The sequence below is a fragment of the Nocardiopsis ansamitocini genome, from assembly GCF_030268225.1.
Classification (GTDB): domain Bacteria; phylum Actinomycetota; class Actinomycetes; order Streptosporangiales; family Streptosporangiaceae; genus Nocardiopsis_D; species Nocardiopsis_D ansamitocini.
Window position 1 is genome coordinate 90,385 of record NZ_BSQG01000009.1, and the last position, 24,863, is coordinate 115,247.

20 protein-coding genes are annotated in these 24,863 nt (G+C 68.8%); 9 read left to right on the forward strand and 11 right to left on the reverse strand.

The window, feature by feature from the left end:
* Nucleotides 1–44: 44 nt before the first annotated feature.
* A complete protein-coding gene (locus QSJ59_RS20510; protein ID WP_285761350.1) occupies nt 45–824 on the forward strand; it encodes an AraC family transcriptional regulator in 780 nt (259 codons plus the stop codon).
* A 206-nt stretch (nt 825–1,030) separates the two neighbouring features.
* On the opposite strand, the gene QSJ59_RS20515 is transcribed toward QSJ59_RS20510, so the two are convergent.
* Both QSJ59_RS20515 and QSJ59_RS20520 read right to left on the reverse strand, forming a co-directional pair.
* The gene (locus QSJ59_RS20515) at nt 1,031–2,845 is read right to left on the reverse strand and encodes a phosphoenolpyruvate carboxykinase (GTP) (protein ID WP_285761351.1); all 1,815 of its coding nucleotides are present in this window, start codon (nt 2,843–2,845) and stop codon (nt 1,031–1,033) included.
* Between the two features lie 321 nt (nt 2,846–3,166).
* On the reverse strand, nt 3,167–4,648 hold the full coding sequence (locus QSJ59_RS20520; protein WP_285761352.1) for an MFS transporter: 1,482 nt from the start codon (nt 4,646–4,648) through the stop codon (nt 3,167–3,169).
* Between the two features lie 146 nt (nt 4,649–4,794).
* Here QSJ59_RS20520 and QSJ59_RS20525 point away from each other — a divergent pair, with 146 nt between their 5' ends.
* The gene (locus QSJ59_RS20525; RefSeq protein WP_285761353.1) at nt 4,795–5,190 is read left to right on the forward strand and encodes a VOC family protein; all 396 of its coding nucleotides are present in this window, start codon (nt 4,795–4,797) and stop codon (nt 5,188–5,190) included.
* Here the strand turns inward: QSJ59_RS20525 and QSJ59_RS20530 are convergent.
* Nucleotides 5,127–5,885 carry a helix-turn-helix domain-containing protein gene (locus QSJ59_RS20530; protein ID WP_285761354.1) on the reverse strand — a complete coding sequence of 253 codons (759 nt, stop codon included), beginning with the start codon at nt 5,883–5,885 and terminating at the stop codon, nt 5,127–5,129. The two genes, QSJ59_RS20525 and QSJ59_RS20530, sit on opposite strands and share 64 nt — an antisense overlap.
* A 146-nt stretch (nt 5,886–6,031) precedes the next feature.
* Between QSJ59_RS20530 and QSJ59_RS20535 the strand changes: the two genes are divergently transcribed.
* The gene (locus tag QSJ59_RS20535; RefSeq protein WP_285761355.1) at nt 6,032–6,676 is read left to right on the forward strand and encodes a DUF4232 domain-containing protein; all 645 of its coding nucleotides are present in this window, start codon (nt 6,032–6,034) and stop codon (nt 6,674–6,676) included.
* A 129-nt stretch (nt 6,677–6,805) separates the two neighbouring features.
* A complete protein-coding gene (locus QSJ59_RS20540) occupies nt 6,806–7,459 on the forward strand; it encodes a peptidylprolyl isomerase (RefSeq protein WP_285761356.1) in 654 nt (217 codons plus the stop codon).
* A 57-nt stretch (nt 7,460–7,516) separates the two neighbouring features.
* Here QSJ59_RS20540 and QSJ59_RS20545 read toward each other — a convergent pair whose 3' ends face one another.
* A complete protein-coding gene (locus QSJ59_RS20545; protein ID WP_285761427.1) occupies nt 7,517–8,398 on the reverse strand; it encodes a phosphorothioated DNA-binding restriction endonuclease in 882 nt (293 codons plus the stop codon).
* Nucleotides 8,399–8,525: 127 nt separating this feature from the next.
* Nucleotides 8,526–9,473, reverse strand: a complete 948-nt coding sequence (gene speB / locus QSJ59_RS20550; RefSeq protein ID WP_285761357.1) for an agmatinase — start codon at nt 9,471–9,473, stop codon at nt 8,526–8,528.
* A 223-nt stretch (nt 9,474–9,696) separates the two neighbouring features.
* Here speB and QSJ59_RS20555 point away from each other — a divergent pair, with 223 nt between their 5' ends.
* Nucleotides 9,697–11,190, forward strand: a complete 1,494-nt coding sequence (locus QSJ59_RS20555; RefSeq protein WP_285761358.1) for a PucR family transcriptional regulator — start codon at nt 9,697–9,699, stop codon at nt 11,188–11,190.
* A 10-nt stretch (nt 11,191–11,200) separates the two neighbouring features.
* Here the strand turns inward: QSJ59_RS20555 and QSJ59_RS20560 are convergent, their stop codons facing one another.
* From QSJ59_RS20560 to QSJ59_RS20575, 4 genes are all read right to left on the reverse strand, one after another.
* A complete protein-coding gene (locus QSJ59_RS20560; protein ID WP_285761359.1) occupies nt 11,201–11,650 on the reverse strand; it encodes a DUF3592 domain-containing protein in 450 nt (149 codons plus the stop codon).
* Nucleotides 11,651–11,753: 103 nt separating this feature from the next.
* Nucleotides 11,754–14,147 (reverse strand): Tex family protein, encoded by a 2,394-nt coding sequence (locus tag QSJ59_RS20565; RefSeq protein ID WP_285761360.1) that lies wholly within the window; start codon nt 14,145–14,147, stop codon nt 11,754–11,756.
* 97 nt (nt 14,148–14,244) lie between these two features.
* The gene (locus QSJ59_RS20570) at nt 14,245–17,295 is read right to left on the reverse strand and encodes an AfsR/SARP family transcriptional regulator (RefSeq protein ID WP_285761361.1); all 3,051 of its coding nucleotides are present in this window, start codon (nt 17,293–17,295) and stop codon (nt 14,245–14,247) included.
* Between the two features lie 108 nt (nt 17,296–17,403).
* Nucleotides 17,404–17,607, reverse strand: coding sequence for a hypothetical protein (locus tag QSJ59_RS20575; protein ID WP_285761362.1), 204 nt, complete (start codon nt 17,605–17,607; stop codon nt 17,404–17,406).
* Between the two features lie 467 nt (nt 17,608–18,074).
* Here QSJ59_RS20575 and QSJ59_RS20580 point away from each other — a divergent pair, with 467 nt between their 5' ends.
* Nucleotides 18,075–18,941: an NUDIX hydrolase gene (locus QSJ59_RS20580; RefSeq protein ID WP_285761363.1), complete on the forward strand. Its 867-nt coding sequence runs from the start codon at nt 18,075–18,077 to the stop codon at nt 18,939–18,941.
* A 24-nt stretch (nt 18,942–18,965) separates the two neighbouring features.
* On the opposite strand, the gene QSJ59_RS20585 is transcribed toward QSJ59_RS20580, so the two are convergent.
* Entirely contained in the window at nt 18,966–19,787 is an 822-nt protein-coding gene (locus tag QSJ59_RS20585) for a PhzF family phenazine biosynthesis protein (protein WP_285761364.1), read from the reverse strand.
* 287 nt (nt 19,788–20,074) lie between these two features.
* Between QSJ59_RS20585 and QSJ59_RS20590 the strand changes: the two genes are divergently transcribed.
* Together QSJ59_RS20590 and QSJ59_RS20595 are read left to right on the forward strand one after the other, a co-directional pair.
* Nucleotides 20,075–20,509, forward strand: a complete 435-nt coding sequence (locus tag QSJ59_RS20590; RefSeq protein WP_285761365.1) for a hypothetical protein — start codon at nt 20,075–20,077, stop codon at nt 20,507–20,509.
* Nucleotides 20,510–20,713: 204 nt separating this feature from the next.
* Nucleotides 20,714–21,529, forward strand: a complete 816-nt coding sequence (locus tag QSJ59_RS20595; protein WP_285761428.1) for a DUF2786 domain-containing protein — start codon at nt 20,714–20,716, stop codon at nt 21,527–21,529.
* 37 nt (nt 21,530–21,566) lie between these two features.
* Here the strand turns inward: QSJ59_RS20595 and QSJ59_RS20600 are convergent, their stop codons facing one another.
* On the reverse strand, nt 21,567–23,114 hold the full coding sequence (locus QSJ59_RS20600) for a helix-turn-helix domain-containing protein (RefSeq protein ID WP_285761366.1): 1,548 nt from the start codon (nt 23,112–23,114) through the stop codon (nt 21,567–21,569).
* Nucleotides 23,115–23,337: 223 nt separating this feature from the next.
* On the opposite strand from QSJ59_RS20600, the gene exaC reads away from it, so the two are divergent.
* Nucleotides 23,338–24,861 carry an acetaldehyde dehydrogenase ExaC gene (gene exaC, locus QSJ59_RS20605; protein ID WP_285761367.1) on the forward strand — a complete coding sequence of 508 codons (1,524 nt, stop codon included), beginning with the start codon at nt 23,338–23,340 and terminating at the stop codon, nt 24,859–24,861.
* Nucleotides 24,862–24,863: the final 2 nt, after the last annotated feature.

Below are 24,863 nucleotides of genomic sequence, written 5' to 3' on the forward strand. Positions count from 1 at the left end.
GTCAGGTCCTTTCGAGTTTCGGACAACCCGACTAGCCTGGTCGCGTGCGCAACACCCCGATCGACGTAGTGGACCACCTCGACCGTGCGGTGCTGGCCATCGGCACGGATTACCCTCCGGACCATCTCCTGCGCACCCACCGGCACCGTCGTGCCCAGTTCCTCTACGGGGCGACGGGGGTCATGCGGGTCGAGACGGCCGAGGGCACGTGGACCGTGCCGACCCAGCGCGCGGTCCTGGTGCCGGCGGGTACCGATCATCAGGTCACCATGGTGAATGTCAGCACCAGGAGCCTCTACATCGAACCGGCTGCCGTGCCATGGTTCCCGAAGCGGTGCCAAGTCGTGGACGTCTCGTCGCTGCTGCGCGAACTCCTGCTGGAGGCGGTGGACATCGAACCGATGTATCCGCGTCGCGGTCGCGACGCGGCCGTCGTCGCGTTGATCCTGCACGAGATCAGCAGGTTCGCCCCTTTGCCATTTGAATTGCCGTTGCCGAACGACGACCGCCTGCGCAGGCTCTGCGAGCGTTTTCTCGGCGCCCCGCAGATCCACGACTCCCCGGCCCGGTGGGCGGCAGACCTGCACGTGAGCGAACGGACACTCACCCGGCTCTTTTCCGCGGAAACCGGGATGAGCTTCACCCGGTGGCGCCAACGTGCCTGCGTCCTGCACTCCCTGCCACTGCTCGCCGGCGAACAGAGCATCGCCTCCATAGCGGCGAGCCTCGGTTACGAGAGCCCGGCCGCGTTCTCGACGATGTTCCTCAGGGTTCTGGGCTCGTCCCCCAGGGACTACCGGTCCTCGGCAGAGCGCAATCGATGAGCCCTTTCCTCGGGGAAGCCGTGAGTGACGGTTGACGAACCGTCCATGGGGTGGTTGCCGTCACGGCTCGGCCCCGTGCGGGGATCTCCCGCACATCCGGACCGTGCTGCGCTTTTCCCCGTACGCGAGCGTGCGGTGTGGCCCGGGTCCGGTCCACACCGCACGCTTCACCGGTGCCGTGCGACGACGGCGAAGCCCGGGAGCCGCTAGCCCAACCGGGCACGCAGCGCCTCGTACTCCTCCCAAAGCCCACCGGGCAGGTGGTCGCCGAACTTCTTGAAGAACTCCGGGATCAGGTCGGCTTCCTGACGCCAGACGTCACGATCGACGGTGAGCAGCAGGTCGAGGTCGTCCTGACCGAGGTCGAGCCCATCGGTGTCGAGTGCGCCGGAGGCCGGCAACAGCCCGATCGGGGACTCCACCGCGTCGGCCCGGCCGTCGAGCCGTTCCACGATCCACTTGAGCACCCGGCTGTTCTCGCCGAACCCCGGCCACACGAAGCGGCCCTCGCCGTCCTTGCGGAACCAGTTGACGTAGAAGACGCGCGGCAGCAGGGAGGCATCGGCGCGCTCCCCGACCGCGAGCCAGTGCGCGAAGTAATCGCCCATGTTGTACCCGCAGAAAGGCAGCATTGCGAAAGGATCGCGACGCAGCTCCCCCACCGTGCCCTCGGCCGCCGCGGTCTTCTCCGACGCGACGTTGGCGCCGAGGAAGACGCCGTGGCGCCAGGTGAAGGACTCCGTGACCAGGGGGACGGCGCTGGCGCGTCGGCCACCGAACAGAATCGCCGAGATCGGCACCCCCCGGGGGTCCTCCCACTCGGGGGCGATGGTCGGAGCCTGAGCGGCGGGCGTGGTGAACCGCGAGTTGGGATGGGCCGCGGGCTCGGTGGAGTCAGGGGTCCAGTCGCGCCCCTTCCAGTCGGTCAGGTGCGCGGGCGGCTCGTCGGTGAGCCCCTCCCACCAGACGTCGCCGTCGTCGGTGAGCGCCACATTGGTGAAGATGCTGTGGCCCCACAGCGCCTGGACCGCGTTGGCGTTGGTTTCCTGGCCGGTCCCGGGAGCGACACCGAAGAACCCGGCCTCTGGGTTGATGGCGTGCAGCCGCCCGTCGTCGCCGAAGCGCATCCAGGCGATATCGTCGCCGACCGTCTCGACCTTCCAGCCGGGAATGGTCGGGCTGAGCATGGCCAGGTTGGTCTTGCCACACGCGCTGGGGAAGGCCGCCGCGACGTAACGGGGCTCGCCCACCGGCGGGGTCAGCTTGACGATGAGCATGTGTTCGGCCAGCCAGCCCTCGTCGCGGGCCATCACCGAGGCGATCCGCAGGGCGTAGCACTTCTTGCCCAGTAGGGCGTTGCCGCCGTATCCGGAGCCGTAGGACCAGATCTCCCGGCTCTCGGGAAAGTGCGAGATGTACTTGTCCGGGTTGCAGGGCCAGGCGACGTCCTCCTGGCCGGGCTCCAGCGGTGCGCCCACGGAGTGGACCGCCCTGACGAAGGAGCCGCGCTCCTCGATGAGCCGCAGGGCCGGGGCTCCCATACGGGTCATGATGCGCATCGACACCGCGACATAGGCGGAGTCGGTGATCTCCACCCCGAGCTGGGAAATGTCCCCTCCCAGCGGCCCCATGCAGAACGGGACGACGTACATGGTGCGTCCGCGCATACAGCCCGCGAAGACGGTGGAGAACGTCGCGCGCATCTCAGCGGGATCGACCCAGTTGTTGGTGGGACCGGCGTCCTCCTCCTTCTCCGAGCAGATGAACGTGCGGTCCTCGACCCGGGCGACATCGCCGGGGTCGGAGCGGCAGTAGAAACTGTCCGGACGCAGTTCGGGGTTGAGGCGGGTCAGGGTTCCCTGCTCGACGAGCAGGGTGGTGAGCCGCTCCCACTCAGCGTCGGAGCCGTCGCACCAGACGATCTCGTCGGGCCGGGTCAGATCCGCGATGTCACGCACCCAGTCGACCAACTCTTGATGGCTGGTCGGGGACACACCGGCGTGGGCTGCCGTAACAGACACGGTTTCTCCTCCTTGTGGGGTCACGACCGCATCATGAACGACGGACTCCCCTCCCGGCCAGTTGGCCTAGACCTTGGACTAGACCAATTTATCTCTCCCAAAACATGCTTTGAGCTGCATATATGCTCGAAAAATACCCGTGGGAGCGGTCTCATGGATCGACATACTTGATTTTCCTTGCTCCCCCTTCCGCCTCATAAAAGAGCCCGTTCAACAGCGATTACGGGATCGATACGTCCCCCAGCACCGCAGGTGGTCCACCAAAAACGGGCGAGTCATCGGCCGTCCATGGCCACCGGGACGACACCGCAGCGGCGCTGGTCAGTCGGCACAGCGGTGCAGGGGCGGCCCTTCCAAGGCGCAATGGGACGTAGCGGCACGGTTCGGCCGCCGGAGCGGGTTGCGGATGGTGAAGGCGGCCAGCACGCCGCCCACGATGCACAGTCCGCCGCACAACCAGACCGCCGAACGAAAACCCGTGTCGAAAACGGCGGGATCGAGGTAGGCGCCTCCGGTGATGCCGACCGCCGCGGGAAGCACCGCCACGGCGATCAGGCCGGCGGCCCGGGAGACGTCGTTGTTCACGGCGGAGGCGACTCCTGCGTGTTCCCGGGGCGCCGCCTCCAGCGCGGTCGTGGTCAACGGGGCCACCACCGTGGCGAGCCCCGCACCGAGGACGAGGACGGCCGGCAAGACGTCGACCAAATAGCCGGCATCGGCACCCGCACGCGACATCAGAGCCAGTCCCGCACCGACGATCACCGGCCCCACTGCCATTTGCAGCCGGGGGCCGATCCGGGTGGCCAGCGCGCCCGAACTCGCCGAGAAGGCCAGCATGATCGCCGTGAGCGGCAGCAACGCGATCCCGGAGGCAAGAACCGAGTACCCGCTGACCTGCTGAAGCTGGATGGGCAGCAGGAACAGCGCGGCACCCAGCGCGCCATAGACGATGAAGGTCACCGCGTTGGCCGCCCGGAACTGTGCGGAGGCGAGCAGCCCCAACGGCAGAATCGGGTGCGGGGTGCGCCGCTCCCAGACGAAGAAGCCGGGCAGGCACAGCAGTGCGGCAGCGACACCCAGCAGGACCAAGGGCGCATCCCAACCGCGGACGGGGCCCTCGATGAGTGCGTAGGTCAACCCGATCAACCCGCCGGTGATCAGCACACCCCCGATGACGTCAACGTTGCCGACCGCGGCACGATCCCGGGATTCGGGGACGTGGCGCAGGCTGATCAGCACCACGACAGCGGCCAGCGGCAGGTTGATGAGGAAGATCAACCGCCACGAGTACGCCTCGACCAGCCATCCCCCCAGGAAGGGGCCCAGTGCGGTGGCGACTCCACCGAGCCCCGACCAGGCTCCGATGGCCTTACCCCGGTCCTGGGCGGTGAAGGACCCCTGCAGGATCGCCAGGCTGCCCGGGATGAGCAGCGCGGCACCCACCCCTTGGAGCGCTCGGCCGACGATCAGCAGGAACGCGCTGGGGGCCATCGCGCACAGCAACGAGGCCAGAGCGAACCACACCACCCCGGCGACGAAGACCCTGCGCCGGCCGTAGCGGTCGCCGAGCGCGCCTGCCACCAGCAGAAGACCGGCCAGGGTCATCATGTAGGCGGTCACAACCCATTGGAGGTCCGCCAGGCCGGTGTCGAACTCACGGCCGATGGTGGGAAGCGCGATTCCCACCACCGTGGAGTCAATGGCGGCCAGGGCCGACCCCAGGACGGTGGCCAGCAGGATCCACCGCCCTTGCGGGCTGCGGTACTCGACCGCGGCCTCCGAGAGACTTCCCGACTCGGACATGGCATCCGCCTTCGCTCGACCAGGGCCACCGAATCCGACGCCTTCTCCCGACGGCCACAGCGTAACCCTCCTACCCGGTGGCGGCCGGGACAGCGCGTCCGATTCGTTCAAGAAAACCGGCGGGCAGTACGCATAGCGTGGCCGGTATGGCAATCACATTCGATCTGGTCGGCCTGGTCGTGGCCGACATGGGCGCATCACTGGCGTTCTACCGACGGCTCGGGCTGGACCTCCCGGCCGAGGCGGACAAGGAACCGCACGTCGAGGTGGCATTGCCCAGTGGGCTGCGGTTGGCCTGGGACACCGCAGAAGTCATCCGCTCCTTCGACCCCGACTGGGTCGCGCCCTCGGGCGGGCACGGCATGAGTCTGGCGTTCGCGTGCACAAGCGCGGCCGAAGTGGACGCGGCCTACACCGACCTGGTGGGGGCGGGCTACCGCGGACACAAGGAACCATGGGACGCGTTCTGGGGGCAGCGCTACGCGGTGGTGCTCGACCCCGACGGCACCGTGGTCGACCTGTTCGCGACACTGCCCGACTGATCAGGGCGCCCCCTGAGAAGCACGCCCAGGGGAGCGCCGGCCAGGGCCCGCACCTCGCGGGAGAGGTGGGCCTGGTCCGCGTAGCCCGTGACAGCGGCCGCCTCTGCGGCGGGCGTCCCGGAGCGGCCGAGGTCGAGCGCACGGTTCATCCGCAGAATCCGGGCCAGTGTCTTGGGACCGTAGCCGAAGACGTCCAGGCAGTGCCGGTGCAACTGACGCGCCCCCAGCCCTACTTCCTCGGCGGTCGTGGCAACCGGGGTCCCCGACGCCAACAACGCAAGGACGGAACGGGTACGCGGATCGGGTGCTCCCCGGGTTCGCCACAGTTCGACCGTCAGCGTTTCCAGTGCCGCCCCCTGTTCGGTAGCCTCCGCGATCTGCTCCTCCAACCGGCGCACCCGCGCACTCGGCCACAGATCCGTGAGCGGTACCCGGAGGTCGCGCAGGTCGGCGGCGCGCACTCCGAGCAGCACGGGCCCGGCACCGGGGGTGAACCGTACCCCGTTGTAGGACGCGTCGGGTCTGCCCGGGTAGAGCTTCGCCACGGTGTCGGGGCCCGCGACCAACAGTGCTCCGTCCACCCAGATCAGGTCCACGCATCCGTCTGGCAACACCCGGCGCTCGGTGTCCCCGGCCAGGTCCCGACTCCACCAGAGGACCGCCCCGGGCAGGGCGGACGGCCTTTCCCGATACATGCTCCAAGTCTCGCACCCGGCACCGCAAAACGGTTGGCCGCCCGCAGCGAATACTCGGCGTTTACACCGCTGGCCAGCGGGGATGACGCGATATCTGGTGCGCGGACACAGCGGACACAGCGGACACAAACGAAGGGACTGTTGACATGACCGTGACCACCGAGACGAACCCATCGCCCACCGGGGGGCGGCACCGTTGGGCGGTCGGACTCGCTGTCCCCGTCCTCGTGCTGGTCGGTGCGTGCGGCACCACGATGCCCGAAGAAGGCGCCGCCCAGAGCACCGCCGCCGCGGCCCCCTCCACCGCGACGACGCCGACCGGACAGCAGGACGGCACTCCGGCGAGCAGCGAGCCCGGGCAGGAGGATGCCGCGGCCTCCGCCTGTACCTCAGCGGACGTGGCGATCGAGCTGGGCGGTGGCGACGCCGGGGCGGGATCGGTCAACCGCGACATCGTGGTGACCGACACCGGGGCAACCGACTGCACCCTGAACGGGTACCCGGGACTGGCGTGGGTGGACGCCGACGGCAACCAGATCGGCGGGTCCGCCGAGCGGGACGGTTCCGACCACTCGGTCGTCACGCTCTCCCCCGGAGACTCGGCCACGGCTTCCTACCGGCAGGCCAATCCGCTGAACTTCCCCAAGGAGGAGTGCGACCCCACCGACGCGGCAGGGTTGCAGGTCATCCTCCCCGAGACCGACGAGCCGTTCTTCGTCCGGGTCGACGACGCCACGGCGTGCGCCGGCGACGTGGGCGCACCACAGGTCCGCCCCTTCGTCGCGGGCTAGAGGAACGGTCCGAGACGACGACGGGGGATCCGCCCCGGGAACAACGGTCCCGGGCAGGTCGGGGCCGCCCGACCCGTGACGCTAGCCTGTGGGTGCCAACGTGCGCCGACCCAGCCGGAGAAGACCTCGATGAACCGTTTTGCCAGGACCGCAGCGGCCAGCCTCGCGGGCGCAGCCCTGTTCGCCTCGGCCGCGTGCCAGGCCGAGTCCCCCGAGCCGGAGTCCCAGAACGACAACGGCGAGGCGGTCGGGCCAGCCGCGGTGGACTCCACCGTCACCGGCGCGACGCTGAGCACCAGCGAAGGCGACATCGAGGTGGTGCTGTTCCCCGAGCAGGCACCGCAGACAGTGGGCAACTTCGTGGGGCTGGCCGAGGGTGCTACTACAGCCAACCCCGAGACCGGCGACGAGCGGTTCTACGACGGCACGGTGTTCCACCGGATCATCCCGGACTTCATGATCCAGGGCGGCGACCCAACGGGGACCGGCACCGGAGGGCCCGGATACACCTTCGGTGACGAGATCGACCCGGAACTCACCTTCGACGCGCCCGGCAAACTGGCGATGGCCAACGCCGGGCCCGGCACCAACGGGTCGCAGTTCTTCATCACTTCGGCGGCGACCCCGCACCTGGACGGCAAGCACACCATCTTCGGCGAGCTCGCCGACGAGGCCGGCCAGGATGTGGTGGCCGCCATCTCCGCAGTACAGACCGACCCTTCCGACCGGCCCACCGAGGACGTGGTGCTGGATTCGGTGACCATCCACCGTTCCGGGGACTGATCGCGGGGGGGGGTGAGTACCCACCAGGTGCTCACCCCCGCAAAGGCCGGGGCTCCTTCAAGCGGCCCTGAACACCTGCTGCTCGTGCCATGACACGTGGTCGGCGTGTACCCCGGCGGTACCGGTCGGGGTGAGGAGCAAACGGCCGTGCAGGGCACCCACCTGGGTGTGCGCCGCGGAAGCGTTCCCGGCGAAGGCCGGGGAGACCACGACCTGCAACCGGGCGGTCAGCCCCAGCACCCCCTTGTCGAAGAGCTTGTGGTGCAGTGCACACAGGCACAGCCCGTTGTCGAGGTCGTCGGGGCCGTCGAAGGCCCACCAGCGCACGTGCGCCGCGTCCAGCCCGACCGAGGCAGCGGCACCGAACCGACCGGCGAAACCGCAGAAGGCGCAGGTATGCCGGTAGGCGGTCAGTACCTGTTGACGAAACCGCGGGTCGCGGCGCCGCCCCGAACGGGAGACGACCGCGGCCAGTCGTGCGGTGTCGAGGTCGAGCCCTGCCATGCGACAGATGTCGTCATGGAGGGAAGGGGCGAAATTGTCGTCCAGAATCGCCTGGGCAAGAGTCGACAGCGCCTCGGGACGGTCCAGTAGCTCGGCGGCCAACTCCGGGCCGAGGCGGCCGCTCGCCCCACTGTCGCGCAGTTTGACGGGGGACGGACCGGGGCTGCCACCACCGTCGACAGTACGCACGATCCACACACCGTCGTCGGTGCTCAAATGGTGAAAGGGATAGTGGGGACCGCCCGCGCCCGGGGCGGCGAACTCGCTGATCAGCGCCTGGAGTTCGGCCTCGGCGGCCGAGTACCCGATCGGAGCCGCACCTCCCAGACGTTGGAAATGCGCCAGCGCGTAGAGCAGCAGTAACGGCTTGTGGGGGGCTCGCCGGCCGTTGCTGCGCCCCATCCGCACCCGCAGAACCCGCTCCAGGACATCCACGGCCACCAGCGTAGAAGACCGCCGATGGCCCTGACGCCGCACGACTCGTCGGTGACGATCCGCTCTGCCGACTGGTACCCCTGACAGCGGTGGTGTCCTGACACGGTGCCGGCCGGGCACCGCCGCGTCACCTTCCGGTGTTCAACGCCAGGACGGAGACGAGGTCGTAGGCCACGTGCGAGGCCGCGGTCGCGGTGATCTGAGCGTGGTCGTAGGCGGGTGCGACCTCGACGACGTCGCCGCCCACCAGATTGCATGCGGCCAGTCCGCGCAGGATCTCCAGAAGTTCGCGGCTGGTCAGCCCACCCGCCTCGGGTGTCCCGGTACCGGGGGCATGGGCGGGATCGAGCACGTCGATGTCCACCGAGACGTAGAGAGGACGGTCACCGATGCGCTGGCGCAGCGCGTCCGTGATCTCGTCGACACCGCGCCGCATCACGTCGGCGGACGTGACGATGCCGAACCCGAACCGGCGGTCTTCCTCCAGATCCCGTTTTCCGTAGAGGGGGCCGCGGATTCCCACGTGCGCGATGGCCTCGGTGTCGAGGATCCCCTCCTCGATGGCACGCCGGAACGGCGTGCCATGGGTGTAGGGCTCGCCGAAGTAGGTGTCCCAGGTGTCCAGGTGCGCGTCGAAGTGCAGCATCGCGACGGGACCGTGCACGCGATGCAGCGCACGCAGCAGAGGAAGCGCGATCGTGTGGTCACCGCCCAGGGTCACCAGGCGGGTTCCCGTCGTGACCAGCCCCGAGGCCGCGGCATCGATGGCCTCCACGGCGTCCCCGATCGAGAAGGGGTTGACGGCGATGTCCCCTCCGTCGGCCACCTGTACCCGGTCGAAGGGCGAAACGTCCAGGCCGGGGTGATAGGGCCGCAGCAGCCGACTCGCCTCCCGAATCGCCGCGGGTCCGAAACGTGCCCCGGGCCGGTAGGAGACCCCGGTGTCGAAGGGCACCCCCACCACGGCGATATCGGCGCGCTCGACCTGGTCCAGACGCGGGAGCCGCGCGAACGTGGCCGGGCCCGCGAAACGCGGCGTCCGGCTGGAGTCGATGGGACCGATCGGGCTGTTCATACTCCCCCTCGTGTTCTCGACCGGCCGGTGATCATCATGGGCCGGACCGGCACAACCGTTGTCGACCATGCGAAAAAACCACAAATCTCCAGGTCAAAGACGACTATGTGCACCGTAGAGTCTCAACAGGCAGCAATTAAGTGGATGATCCGTACCAACAGCTGATCGAGTCTGGATCGAACGCCCAGTGAGTTCGCGTTTTCTCGCACGTGGAAGTGACCACGTGCCACACACCATTCCGTTGCGGTCCATCATCGGGCGGCGCGATCTGGCCCTGCGGGTCCTTGTGCCCGGATTCGACGACGAGACGGGAATCCGCTGGTCGGTGGTCAGCGAGATTTCCGACCCGGTGCCCTACCTTCTCGGCGGTGAGTTGCTGTTGACCGCAGGGGTCAACCTGGCCACGGACGTCGACGAAGTCGACCGGTACGTGTCGGGGCTGGTCGGAGCAGGAGTCGCTGCTGTCGGCTTCGGTGTGACACCGGTCCATGACCGTGTTCCCACCCGGCTCGTCGAATGCTGTCGAGCACGAGGGATGCCGCTGGTCGAGGTTCCACGTGAAACACCGTTCGTAGCGATCAGTCAGGCGGTCGGCGCGGCGTTGGAGGAGGTGCACCTCACCGGCCTGCGCCGGCTCGACAACGCCCATCGTGCTCTGACGACGGCTGCCATCGGGGTCGACGCGGTCGACACGATCCTGACAACCCTCGGACAGAGCCTCGGCTGTTGGGGGGCGCTCATCGGCGACCGGCTGCTGGGCCATACCGGCTCCGTGCCGCCGCTGTCCGAAGAAGCCACCCGGCTGATCGGCCGGCTGCGTCCTGCCCGCGGACCTCGCAGCGCCAAACTGCGCATGCCCCCCGACGAACTGTTCCTGCACGTGGTCGGGGAGGGCCCCGGAATTCGCCGGGTCCTGGTGGTGGGCCGGGCCCGCCCGCTGGACCCGACCGATCGGGCTGTCCTGGGAACGGCCGTGGCGCTGCTGGGCCTGCTCGCCCACCCTGAGCAGGCCGACTCCGCCGATATCGGCCGACTGGCGGTGCGACTTCTGTTGCAACCTGTCGGGGACGTTCCCCTGCTTCCCCTGCTGCGCGAGCTGACGGGTGAAAGCGGCGCGGACGCTTTCCGGGTGGTGCGCGCACGGTGGGCAGGCCGCGGCCTGCCCGACCATCCCGCGCTCCTGCACACCCGGTTGGTGGACGTCCGGGAGGACGACCGGGGCCTACCTGTGGTCTGCGCAGTTCTCGCCGACCGCGGTACCCGCTCCAGGAACCTCACCCTGCTGCGCGAACTGCGCGCCGCCGGATGGCTGGCCGGCCTCAGCGGACCGGTGGGAATCGAGGACCTGCCCCACGCCGACCGGCAGGCGTCAGCACTCCTGATCCGCGCCGAGGCGGCCCGACGCCCGCAACTGCCCGACGAAGCCCCCGACCCGATGGGCGACGTGTTGGGGACCGACCAGGCCAGATCTGCGGCCCGCGCGCTGTTGGGGCCGTTGGCCGAAGAAGGCGAGTCCGCGCGGACCCTGCGCACGACGCTACGGGTCTGGCTGGCCAATCACGGCGGATGGGACCGCACCGCCGCGGTGCTCGGGGCGCATCGCAACAGCGTTCGCTACCGGATCGGCCGTATCGAACGCGATCTGGGCGTGGACCTGGCCGACCCCGAACAACGGATGCGCCTGTGGTTCGCGCTGTCCCGTTTCCCGAGCGGCTGACCGGCCGGGGTCAGCCCAGCCGGGACAGCAGACCGCCGATGAGCAGCCCGCACCCCAGGAGCGCGAAGAGCACACCCATTCCGCACAGGATCCACACCACCAGTACGCCCGACCTGTCCCCGGCGATCCGGAACTTTGCGGGGTCGTCGGGCAGGTGGAGGACCTGGACCGGCTGCCCGATGCCGTAGTTCGGCGTGGCGGTGCCGCCCGCCGAGCGCTCCCGGTACTCCCAGCCGTTGGCCGCCCGGTAGGCCACGACAGGGTGGAAGTACACGTGCGTACGGCGATGGCCGTCGGAGTCTCTTCGGGTACTGGTGCTGCGCACGATGTCGATCACCCGGCCGGGGACCGCGATCCCCACGCGCGCGAAATGCTTCTCGCGTCGGCGCACCACTGTGCCGACGACCGCGAGGGCCATTCCCACTAGTGCGAACACTCCACCGATCAGCAATAGAACCATGGCACCCCTCGATTGGGGCGAATTTACCACCGCGCCGACCGCGTCGGACAGAGCGCCGGAACGTGTCCGGTGCCGGTGGCCGGCACCGGACACGTCCGCCGGCCTAGCGGCCCGTGCCGCCCAACCCCTTGTCCAACCCGGCCCTGCGCAAGGCATCAGCCAGCGCGCCGGTCGGAGCCGGCTCGTTGCGGCCACCACGCCGCTCACGGCCGTTGCCTCCACCTCCTCCGCCACGCTGACGTCCGCCGGACCGTTCGCCACCGCGCCGTTCCCCGCCCCCGGAACCGCCCGTACCGGAGGTGCGCTTCTCGACCTCGTCGTCCAGACGAAGGCTGAGCGAGACGCGCTTGCGCGGAACGTCGACGTCCAGCACCTTCACCCGCACGATGTCGCCGGGCTTGACCACCTCGCGGGGGTCCTTGACGAAGGTCGTGGACATGGCCGACACGTGCACCAGTCCGTCCTGGTGCACGCCCACGTCCACGAACGCGCCGAAGGCGGCCACATTGGTGACCACGCCCTCCAGCAGCATTCCGGGCTCCAGGTCGGAAAGCTTCTCCACCCCTTCCTTGAAAGCGGCGGTCTTGAAGGCCGGTCGTGGGTCGCGCCCCGGCTTCTCCAGCTCGGCGAGGATGTCGGTCACCGTGGGCAGGCCGAAGGTCTCGTCCACGAAGTCCTCGGGACGCAGCGCACGCAGTTTCGTGCCCGCACCGATCAGCTGGGTGAGGTCATCGCCCGTGGAACTCAGGATCCGGCGCACCACCGGGTACGCCTCAGGGTGCACGCTGGAGGAGTCCAGCGGGTCGTCCCCGCCGGGGATGCGCAGGAAGCCCGCGCACTGCTCGAATGCCTTGGGCCCCAGACGCGGCACGGCCTTGAGCGCCGTGCGGGACCGGAACGGGCCGTTGGAGTCGCGGTGTGCGACGATGCCCTGCGCCAATCCCGCGCTGATGCCCGAGACCCGGCTCAACAACGGCGGCGACGCCGTGTTGACGTCCACTCCCACGCCGTTGACGCAGTCCTCCACGACCGCGTCCAGCGAGCGCGACAACTTCAGTTCGGACAGGTCGTGCTGGTACTGGCCGACACCGATCGACTTGGGGTCGATCTTGACCAGCTCGGCCAACGGGTCCTGGAGACGCCGGGCGATGGAGACCGCTCCGCGCAGCGAGACGTCGAGATCGGGCAGTTCCGCGGAGGCATAGGCCGAGGCCGAGTACACCGAGGCACCGGCCTCCGAGACCACGACCTTGGTGAGGGTGAGGTCGGAGTGGAGTTTGATCAGATCGGCGGCAAGCCGGTCGGTCTCGCGCGAGGCGGTCCCGTTGCCGATGGCGATCAGTTGGACGTCGTGTTTGCGGGCCAGTCCGGCCAGCACGGAAATGGACTCGTCCCAGCGCCTGCGGGGCTCGTGCGGGTAGATGGTGGCGGTGTCCAGGACCTTGCCGGTGGCGTCCAGGACCGCGACCTTCACACCGGTGCGCAGGCCCGGATCCAGCCCCATGGTGGGCCGGGTGCCGGCCGGCGCGGCCAGGAGCAGGTCACGGAGGTTCGCGGCGAAGACACCGACCGCTTCCTCCTCGGCTGCCTGCCACAACCGCATCCGCAGGTCGATGTCCAACCGGACCAACACCCTGGTGCGCCAGGCCCAGCGGACGGTGTCCAGCAGCCAACGGTCGCCCGGGCGGCCACGGTCGGCGATGCCGAAGTGGTTGGCGATGCGCACCTCGTAACCGCTGGGTCCCGGACGCTCCCCCTCACCGGCAGGCGCCTCTTCGGGCTCCAGAGTGAGGTCGAGGACCTCCTCCTTCTCCCCCCGGAACATCGCCAGGACCCGGTGCGAGGGCAGTTTCGCGAAAGGCTCGGCGAACTCGAAGTAGTCGGCGAACTTCGCGCCGGCCTCCTCCTTGCCCTCGCGCACCCGCGACGACAGACGCCCCTGCTCCCACATCCGCTCGCGCAGGACCCCGATCAGGTCGGCGTCCTCGGTGAAGCGCTCCACCAGGATGGATCGGGCCCCCTCCAGAGCAGCGGCCGCATCGGCGACGCCCCGCTCCGGGTCCGCATAGCCGACCGCCTCGGCCCGGGGATCACGGCCGGGGTCGCCGATGAGCAGGTCGGCCAGCGGCTCCAGCCCGGCCTCCCGGGCGATCTGCGCCTTGGTACGACGCTTGGGCTTGTAGGGCAGATAGACGTCCTCGAGTCGGGCCTTGGAGTCGGCCGCCATGATCTGCGCTTCCAGCGCCTCGTCGAGTTTGCCCTGGCTGCGCACGGATTCGAGGACAGCCGTGCGCCTGTCCTCAAGTTCCCGCAGGTAGCGCAACCGCTCCTCAAGCGCGCGCAGTTGCGCGTCGTCGAGCATCTCGGTGGCTTCCTTGCGGTAGCGCGCGATGAAGGGCACGGTCGAACCGCCATCGAGGAGGTCAACCGCTGCCTTGACCTGGCGATCCCGCACTCCGAGCTCTTCGGCGATGCGCTGGTGAATAGAAGTCGTCACAATCCTGATCCGCTCTCTGCCTGGGGTACAGGTTGCATTGTTTCGCTGTCGGCGGCTGCTTGTCCCCGCGTCCACCGGACCGGGGCCGACCGTCGGCTCAGCGACCGCTCGTGACCCGGCGCAGTTCGGCACGGGCTTCGACGGCCTCGGGCACCCCGAGTTCCGTGAAGATCTCGGTGGCCTCGACGAGCATCGACGCGGCCGCATCCGGTTCGACCGTATCGGCCGGCAGCCGTCCCAGACCGTACAGCGCCTGGGCCTCGGCGAAACGCTCGTGCCGGTCGCGGGCCAGCCGCAGCGCCCGCTCGTGGGAGACCCGTGCTTCCGCGTAGCGCTTGCCGCGAGCGTAGGTGACGCCGAGGTCGTTGCCCACCTCGGCGTCCGCGCTGTGCTGGGCGGTCTGCTCGCCCAACGCAAGAGCGTGCAGGTGCGCGGCGACCGCTTCGTCGAGCCGGCCGGTCTCGCGCAGCGCGATCCCGATACCGTTGCGGGTGTAGGTCTCCCCTGCGGTGTCCTCAAGAGTCAAAAACAGGTCCAGCGCCTGCCGGAAACGGTCCAACGCGCTGGTAGGGGCCCCTTGCCGCACATCGATCTCGCCGAGGATCCGCAGCGCAGCCGCCCGGCAGTCGTCCAGACGGGGGCCGTGCTCGCCGGCCAGAACCGCGTCACAGCATTCCCTGGCCTCGTCGAGATCGCCCAACTGGAGGTGGACCAGGGCGATGTTGGTGCGCTGACGGACCTCCTGTTCCAGGTCCTGGGAGGAGGCCGTGTGGGCCAACACCAGTTCCAGGCACTCCAAGCACTCACGGAACCGGCCCATCCGCTCCAGCACCATCGCCATGTTCGCCCTGGCCCGGGCCTCCCCGTTGGCGTCGCCCAACACGGTGAAGATGTCCCGGGCCTCGGTGAGCAGGGACAACGAGAGGTCGAACCGTCCCGAAAGGCAGTGCGCGATCCCCAGTCCGATGAGGGTGACCGCGCTGCCCATGTCGTCACGGTCGGCACGACTGGCCTCCAGGGCCTGCTCGTGGGTGCTGAGCCACAGCTCCGTCTGGCCGTGTGCGGCGTAGAAACGCCACAGCGCGTTGGCCAGCTGCCATGCCTGCGTACTGCGCTTGCACGCGGCGAAGTGGTCCACGACCGCCGCCAGGTTCTCCCGATGGAACTCGAACCAGTGCACGGCCTCGGACCAGGTGGACCAGCTGGAGCGGTACCGCGAGGAGGGGACTGCGTCTACCTCGTACTCGTGCCCGCGCGGCCCCAAAAGTTCGGCCGCCTGACTGGCGCTGCGCAGGTAGTGCTCGCTCAGACGCAGCCGGCTCTCCTCGACGTCGTCGACGGCCAACCGGGACACCGCCTGATCGCGGGCGTACTCACCGATCAGGTCGTGGAAACGGTAACGGTCGACATCGGACTCCTCCAACAGACAGACGCTGACCAACTCCTGGAGGAGGTCGTCGGTGTCGGGAAGGTCCTGGTCGAGCAGTGCTGCCGCGCCGTGCAGGTCGACGCTGGTGCCGATCATCAGTCCCATGCGCAAGAAGGCACTCTTCTGCTCGGCGTTGAGGCTCTGATAGGAGAGTTCGAAGATCGCCTCGACGCTGTGCCCCTCGGTGCGCAGCTCGCGAAACCTGCGGTCCTGCGCGCCGAGCCGCTGTGCGACGTGGGCGAAGGTCCAGCGAGGCCGGGTGGTCATACGGCCGGCGACGATGCGCAGCGCCAAGGGGAGCCCACCGCACAGGCGGATCACCCGGTAGGTGGACTCGGGGTCGGCGGTGGTTCGCTCCGTCCCCAGCACCGTGCTGAGCAGTTCCTTCGCTTCTGCCACCTGCAACATTCCCAGCGAGACGTGCCGGGCCCCGCTCAGCCCCGCGAGATCGTTGCGGCTGGTGACAAGGGTGAAGGAGCCTGGACCGGCCGCGAGGAGCGGGCTCACCTGGGCCTGGTTGACCGCGTTGTCCAAGACGATCATGATCCGCTTGTCCACGAGGATGGACCGCCAGAGTGCGGCTCGTTCCTGAGCGGAGTCGGGGACGGCGTCGGGCTCCACCCCTACCGCGCGCAACAGGCTGCCCAGCGCGAGGGCCGGATCGGCCGGCTCCTGGTCGACGGTATGTCCGTAGAGGTCGACGAAGAGTTGACCGTCGGGGTAGTGGTCGGCGATACGGTGCGCGGCGTGGATGGACAGGGTGGTTTTGCCCGCCCCTCCGGGACCGGTGATGACACAGACCTCGGCTCGGGAACGGCCGCCGGTCCCCACGTCGAGAACGCGTTGGAGGTCGGCGGAGCGGCCGGTGAAGTCGGGGATGTCACGAGGGAGGTCGTTGCGGGCGAGGAACGGGGGCAGGGCGTCGGTGGGCACGACCTGCGTTCCCGGACCTGTCAGGGAGCCGGTTCGGGATTCGTCCGCGCCCCGGGCGGCGGCCTCGTCGGCCTCCTCCGAAAGGATCTGCTGGTAGAGCTGCGCGGTCTCCTGCCCGGGTTCGATCCCGAACTCCTCGGCCAGGTAGCGGCGCGTCTCGTTGTAGGCGGCAAGCGCGGCAGCACGCTGGCCGCTGCGGTGCAGCGCGAGGATCAGCAGATGGTGCAGGCGCTCGCGCAGCGGTTCCTCTCGAACCATCGGGGCGAGCCGGTTGACGATCGCGAGATGGTCCCCCAGGGCGAGACTGGTCTCCGCCCAGGCGGTGACGGCCGCCCAGCGCTCTTCCAGCAGGGGCTGCCCCACGGTGTACCAGAGCCGGGCCGACCCGGTCCCGGAGAAGGGGTCGCCGCGCCAGCACTGGAGAGCACGGTCCCACAAGGAGGCGGCATCGGTGCTCGAACCGGCTTCACGGGCACGGGCCGTGAGCGCTCTGAAACGGTGCAGGTCGACGCGGTCGGGATCGGTCTCGGCGAGATAGCCGCCGGCGGTGGTCCGAATAAGGCCGGGAAAGGCCCTACGCAGGTGGGAGACCTGGACCTGAATAACGGATCGGGCGGTACGCGGCGGCTCCGTTTCCCACAGAAAACCGATCAGCCGATCAACGGTGACCTCTTTTCCGAGGTCAATCAGGAGAGCGCCGAGGACACAACGCTGTCTGGGCCCGCCGACAGAGACCGGCTCCCCGTTATGCCAGGCCGAAATCGGACCCAGGACGCCAAATTCCACAATTGGAACTCTAGCAAGGCCATTTACGGCTTATTGGATAAACATGTGAGCCGTCGCACCCGCACTCCCCTCCCAGGCAAGTGCGGGTGCGATGGTATTTACTCAAGGTCAGCCCGCCTGCTTCTCAGCGCCGTCCTCTTCATCGGGGGTCCGGACCGGCTCGTCGGGCTCGACCGTGCCGGGCTCGGGAAGCTCGGGGTCGGGTTCGTGCTTGGTGGGCCGCATTTTCGCTGCGGGGGATTCCCACCCCTCGATGATTCCCCGAAATCGGACCTCAACCGTAGCCGGATCCAAAGCGGGTGCCTGGAGCATGCACTTTCCCCTCGTGACGATGTGACGCGAGATCGCGGCAGGAGCGACTCACCGCACCGCAACCGGGCCCGCCGCAACAGGGTCCGGTCGCGGGCGGCGAAGCACCCGTCACCGCCAGACCGACAACCGCGGGCCGTCCTCCCACGGGAACCGCTCTCGCAGAGTGGTTCCACCGTAAGCGGCGCGCCTTGCGGACAGCTTTCAATCCGCTTACAGTCGCGCCCGCGGCCGTACAAGGAGGGTGCGCCGACTGCGCGCTGCTTCCCACCTGCCCCGGAAGGCCGGTTTCACCCCTTGTCGGGTGTCCTGGAACCGGACGTTCCCGGCCCCCGACAGACGGGAAGCGATCGTTTTCAGGGGTCGGGACCAGGAAGCAGGGGGCGACGTGGTCGGGAACCACCGAACTGGTCATGCTGGTCAGGGGACCATCGGCCCCGGAACACGGGGCATGTGAGACGGAGGACGCCATGCTCAAGGGGGACGGCGACGGCTGGGTCGTTCTCGCCGACGGCTCACGCAGGTGGGGCCGGTACGGCGCGGCGGGACTGCTTCTGCACGCCGTAGGCACAACGGATCCCGGTCATGTCCTCATGCAGTACCGGTCGGGGTGGACCCACCAGGGCAACACCTGGGGCCTGCCCGGAGGTGCCAGAAACAGTGGGGAGACCTCGATCACCGCTGCGCTGCGCGAGTTCGGCGAGGAGGTGGCAGGCGACCTGGGACCGGTCGACCTCGAAGGCGTCCACCGCCAGGACCTGGGCGTGTGGGTCTTCGACACGGTGCTTGCCAGCACCAGGGAGCGTCGCCCCTTCTTCCCGGGCAACCACGAGAGCACGATCATGCGTTGGGTACCGGTGGCCGAGGTCGCGGACCTGCCGCTGCTCCCGGCACTCGGGGTGACGTGGCCCGACCTGTACCATGCACTGTCGCAGCCGTTCGTCCTCGTGGTGGACGCAACCAACGCCTCGCCGCCCCGGGACGCCATCGGCACGCTCCACGACGAGGTGGCCGAACTCGTCCGGGTAGGCGTGCCGGACGACGTGCTCCCGCCCGATCTCGGCCTGGCCCCACTGCACCGGCGCTTCCCCACCGCGCTGTTCGTGGTCGACGCCTCCGCGCCCGCCCTGGAACCGGCCCCCGGCACACAGGTCGTCCGCACCGCGGGCCCCGCCGGCACAACCGTCCTGGAAGTGGCCCGCTCCCATGCGGACGCGGCCTGCACGGTGGTCGTGACCGACGACTCTGCGCTGCGTCTTCACTGCGTCGCTGCGGGCACGCATCCGGTTCCCCTGTCGTGGCTGCACCGCGCGTCCCGATCGGACGGCGGCCGTTGACCGGCGGATCGTCTCCCGCGACCGTCACGGCTTCGGGGGTCGGACGCGCAGTTCTCCCTCGCTGACCGTGACGGCCGTGCCTCCGATGAGCACCCGCCCCGGAGCATCGGCGGAGAGCTCCAGGGAGAGGCGGCCGCCACGGGTCGAGCATTGGAACCCGGTGAGGGATCCCCGGCCGAGCCGTGCCGCCCAATAGGGGGCAAGCGCAGTGTGCGCGCTCCCGGTCACCGGGTCCTCGGGCACTCCGACGTTCGGCGCGAACAGTCGGGAGACGAAGTCGTAGGGCTGGCCGGGGGCAGCGGGCGCCGTCACGATCACCCCGCGTGCCTCGGGCAGGGCGGTAAGGGCTGCCAGGTCCGGAGCGAGGTCGCGGACCACCGCTTCCTCGGAGTAGACCACGACGTAGTCGCCCACCTGGCTGTAACCGACCCATTCGGCTTTCCCGCCCAATGCCCGGGCCAGACCGGCGGGCGGCTCGACCTCGCGGGGCGGGTTGGCCGGGAAGTCCAGCCAGAGCAGACCCTCACGCAGGGTCACGGTGAGCACACCGCTCCTGGTACTGAAGCGGATCGGGGTGGCACTGCCGTCCTCGACGAGGGCGTGCGCGGTAGCCAAGGTGGCGTGCCCGCAAAGATCCACCTCGACCTTGGGCGTGAACCAGCGCAGTTCGTAATCCGCTTCGGGAGACGCGACAGGGCGCGCGAACGCGGTCTCGGAGAGGTTGAACTCGGCAGCGACCCGTTGGGCCCAGCCGTCGTCGTAGCGATCGGCGAGCAACAGGACGGCAGCGGGGTTGCCCTCGAAGGGGCGTTCGGCAAAAGCGTCGACGACGCGGAAGCGAGGCATACCCCGAGCCTAGGAAAACCGTCGAGCCTGCGGGTAGGTCCAATCGACGGTACTGGCCCCTATCCGTTCCCGGGCACTCCGCACGGTCGTGGTTCGTTGTCGGGTGCAGAGCGGGCCCGTCACCGTGCGGACAGCCGCATTTCGGCCTTAACGATGTGCCGGAAGCGCGAGTCAGGGGTAAGCCAGGGTAAGAGCCCTGATGTGCTGGGCACGGTCCCCCGGGCATGCTGGATGGGGATCACCGGACCAACCAGGTCCGGGTCGCTCACAACCGACTTGGAGCAGACATGACGCTGGAGCGCGGCAACGCATTCACTCCCGTCGCCTCGGCGACGATGATCTGGCCGTGGGGCACGGCCATGGTCGCCGGCACCGTGACAGGTGCCGCCTACTTCCTGTTGAACCTCGGCGCCTTCCCGATCGGCGGCGCGCTCACGACCGCGATTTTCTTCTTCTCGCTGGTGGGCGGCGGCGTTGCGCTGATGGGCAGCAAGGGTGACCGTCGGGCACGACGGTACGCTGGTCAGTACCCGTGGCGTTTCGCTGCGGCCCCGGCGATGCTGGGCGGAGCGGGTACCGCACTCGTGTCCTTCATCATGTCGGTCCTCGGCGGGTCGTTGATCGGTGGACTGTTCGGCGCTCTTGCCGCGGGGATCGGCACGGCCGCCGTAATCTGGGTGATCCTGGGCATCATCGGTATGGTCGCCGGGAACAAGAACTGACGTGCCGCGAGATCTGGCCTGAGTGAACAGGGGATGACTGCGCCCTGCATAGCGAGACATCGATAACGGACACGACACGCCACCCCGTTCCGGACGCCCCTGTGCGCCGGAACGGCTTCATTGCCTCCATTGAACGGTGTAAGCGGAGCGTGCCCCGTGACAGTTGACCCCTCCACCCCCTCCGGCGACGACGCCCGGCAGAAAATGATCGAACGGGTCCGCGGCCTTCTTCGGATGGCCGAGGATCCCTCGGTCACCGATGCGGAGAGCCAAGCGTTCACCGCCAAGGCCGCGGAACTGATGACCCGCCACGCCATCGTCGAGGCCGAGGCCCGTGCGCAACGCGGCGAAGCCGCCGAGGACGTCACCCGGCTGGATTTCCCGGTATCGGGGGTGGGCGGCCACGGCAAGGCACGCGTCAAGGCCCTGGCCGCGATCGCTTCGGCCTACGGCTGCCAGTCGGCGGTTCGCGGCAACTCCTCGGCCAACACCGACCGGATGCTCATCATCGTGGGCACGGTCACCGCACTGGACTCGCTGCGCGTGTTGCTGCCCTCCATCACCATGCAGATGGAGGCGTCCGCCCGCTTCACCGCCCGTGAGCACGTCACCGGGCTGCGTGAGCTGCGCAACTACGAGCGTTCGACACTGGCCTCCGAGCGCAGCCGCTTCTACCGGTCCTTCATCCGCGCCTACGGTTCCGCGGTGGCCGAACGCATCCGCGAGTTCCGGGCGCGCCTGGCGGCGGACGAACCCGAACAGTCCGGGACCGACACGACCGCTGATCCCACCAGCACCACCGGCGCCAAGAGCGGCGCCGAACTCGTGCTGCGCGAGGACGTCGACCGTGTCCAGGAGGACTTCGAGCGCCGTTTCCCTCAGTTGCGTCCGACCCGCCCCGAGCGAACCCACCACCGCGCCGGCTACCGGGCGGGCTATATCCGCGGTCGCCGCGCCGAACTCGGTATGGAAACAGCGGTGAGCCGGGGGACGTCCAATTCCCTGGTCGACGGAGACTGAAGGCCCCGTGGGGCCGACGGCCGACACCGGGCGGGGTCTACCTTCGGTCAAAAGCACGGAGCGCGTCGAGCCGTCCGGCCGCGCCGACCCTGCGGGGCGAGGTCCGCGGCAGCACCGCCACCAGGGTTTCCAGGACTTCGGTGTCGTCTCGTCCTAGGTCGGTCTGGGCGAGGTGCCACAGGGCTTCGGCGTCCCCGAGTTCCAGAACACCGGTGCGCAGGGTCGCGGCGAGTTCATCGCGAAACACCCGAACCTCGGGAGCCTCCGAGCGTCCCAGGAACTCACCCCGGTATTTCGCAAGCGCGGCGTGCACGTCACCCCTGTTCAGGGCCTGGCGCACCTGGAGGAAGTCGGAGTCGGGCCGCTCGGCCAACCGGTAGGGACGGGTCAACAGGACATCCGTTGCGAGTTGGGAACGCAGGCGGTGCACCTCGACCCGAACCGTAGTGGGGTTGCCGTCCTCCCCGTAGAGGCCCAGGGCCAGCTGCTCGGCGGTACGGCCTGCCGGGGCCATTGCCAGCAGCGCCAGGATCTCGGCGTGCCGCGGAGAGACCCGGAGCAGACGCCCCCCGAGCCGCACATCAGGGGTTCCGGGGCCCAGGAAACGCAGGGAGAGCTTCGGCCCCGGTGACGTACGCCCAGTACGCGGAGCGGGGACCGGACGCGTGTGCCGGGCCGGTAATCGGAGCAGCCAACCGCGGGCCAGCGGTTCGAGCGTGCCCCGAAGCCCGTTCCCGAGATCGACGTGCCCGCTGCCGGCGGTGGTGTCCACTCGCTCCGGGAGCGCCCCGGGATAGTCGGCACGGCGATGGCCGGCGACGATCCGGCCGCTCCGGCTGAGGAGTGCGCCGGGCTGAGCGCCGAGACGATGCAGATCCTCCAGGCATTGCTCGCGCAACCGATCGTCGTCCGCACGTACCCGCAACCGCAGCTCGTGCTCGGCGAGTTCGGCAGCGGCCGACACCAATCGGACCATTGCCGGGTGGACACCGCTGTGCCGGCCGCTGACGTCGATCGTGCCCAGGACGTGGCCGCTGTCGGGATCGGTGATCGGGCTGGCCGCGCACGTCCAGTCATGGTAGGTGCGCACCAGGTGCTCGGCGGAGTAGATCTGGACGGGGCTGCGCATGAACAACGCGGTACCCATGGCATTGGTGCCGATCACGTCCTCGCTCCACTGCGCCCCCTCGGTGAGCAGCACGTCGTCGGCCTCGCTGCGCACCTGGCTGGACCCCTCGCACCAGAGGATGCGACTGTCGGCATCGGTGACGATCAGTAGTTGGGCGGAATCGTCCACCACGTTGGCCAGAGTCCGGCGCAAGGTCGCCATGACGGCGGCCAGGGGGTGGTTCGAGCGCACGTCGCACAGTTCGTCGCGGTCGTAGACCAGCGGCGGGTCAGCGGTCTCCGGATCGACACGGGCCTGCAGCGAGCGCCGCCAGGAGGCCGAGACCAGGGACCGGGTCCCCGGCTGCACGCGTGCCTCGCCGAAGGCCGCCTCGTAATCGTGACGCAGTGCGCGGCCGGAGCGCTCGGGCCCCGCCATGCGCCCGTGCCACGATGTGGACTCTGGGGAAGCGGACACTTCATCACCGTCCGGCGAACACTGTGGTCGTCGCATACGCGCCCGGCTGTTGCGGAAGGCATCAGCCCCGACACTGCCGAGGCGCCCCGTTGCTGTTCACATGCCTACCCCCTGCTCGGGACGCCAATCGGGGCACCCTCACCCGCATGCAACGTGATTGCAACGGCCGGACTTCTAATGTGGCGCACCACACATCCAGTCTCGCTTTCAGGAGGTCGCCGAAGTGACCGTCTACGCGGCGCCGGGCACAGCCGGCAGCATCGTCGAATACAAATCCCGCTACGACAACTTCATCGGCGGGGAGTACGTCCCTCCGGTGAAGGGTCAGTACTTCGAGAACATCACCCCCGTCACCGGGCGCCCGTTCACCGAGATCTCCCGTGGCACCGCCGAGGACGTGGAGCGCGCGGTCGACGCCGCCGAAGGAGCCTCGGCTGCTTGGGGCCGTACACCGCCGGCCGATCGCGCACTGGTCCTCAACCGGATCGCCGACCGGATCGAGGCCAACCTCGAACAACTGGCGGTCGCGGAGAGCTGGGAGAACGGGAAGCCGGTCCGGGAAACCCTCGCCGCCGACCTCCCGCTGGCCGTGGACCACTTCCGCTACTTCGCGGCGGCGATCCGCTCCCAGGAGGGGCACAGTTCCCAACTCGACGGCGACACCGTCGCCTACCACTTCCACGAACCGCTGGGGGTGGTCGGCCAGATCATCCCGTGGAACTTCCCGATCCTGATGGCGGTGTGGAAACTCGCGCCGGCACTCGCAGCGGGCAACGCCGTGGTACTCAAACCGGCCGAGCAGACCCCAGCCTCCATCCACCTCCTGGTCGACCTGATCACCGACCTGCTGCCGCCGGGCGTACTCAACGTGGTCAACGGGTTCGGGGTGGAGGTCGGCAAACCTCTGGCGCAGAACAAGCGCATCCGCAAGGTCGCCTTCACCGGTGAAACCACCACTGGTCGACTGATCATGCAGTACGCCAGCGAAAACCTGATCCCGGTCACCCTGGAACTGGGCGGAAAAAGCCCCAACATCTTCTTCTCGGATGTGGCGGCGGCTGACGACGCCTTCTACGACAAGGCGCTGGAGGGCTTCACCCTCTTCGCCCTGAACTCCGGCGAGGTCTGCACCTGCCCCTCCCGTGCACTCATCCAGTCCGACATCTACGACGACTTCCTGGGCGCCGCGATCGAGCGGACCCGAAGGATCACGACCGGCAACCCACTGGACACGGCGACCCAGATCGGGGCACAGGCCAGTAACGACCAGCTGGAAAAGATCCTGTCCTACATCGACATCGGCAAACAGGAGGGCGCCAGGGTGGCGCTGGGCGGTGAGCGCCTGGTGCACGACGGTGACCTGGCCGGCGGCTACTACGTCGCGCCCACCATCTTCGAGGGTCACAACAAACTCCGGATCTTCCAGGAGGAGATCTTCGGCCCGGTGGTCTCGGTAGCCAGGTTCGACGGCTACGACGACGCCATCAAGACCGCCAACGACACGCTCTACGGCCTGGGGGCGGGCGTGTGGTCGCGCAACGGCAACACCGCTTACCGGGCGGGGCGCGACATCCAGGCCGGCCGGGTGTGGGTGAACAACTACCACGCCTACCCCGCACACGCCGCGTTCGGCGGATACAAGCAGTCGGGTTTCGGCCGGGAGAACCACCAGATGATGCTCGACCACTACCAGCAGACCAAGAATCTGCTGGTCAGCTATTCCGAGAACGCGTTGGGACTCTTCTAGCC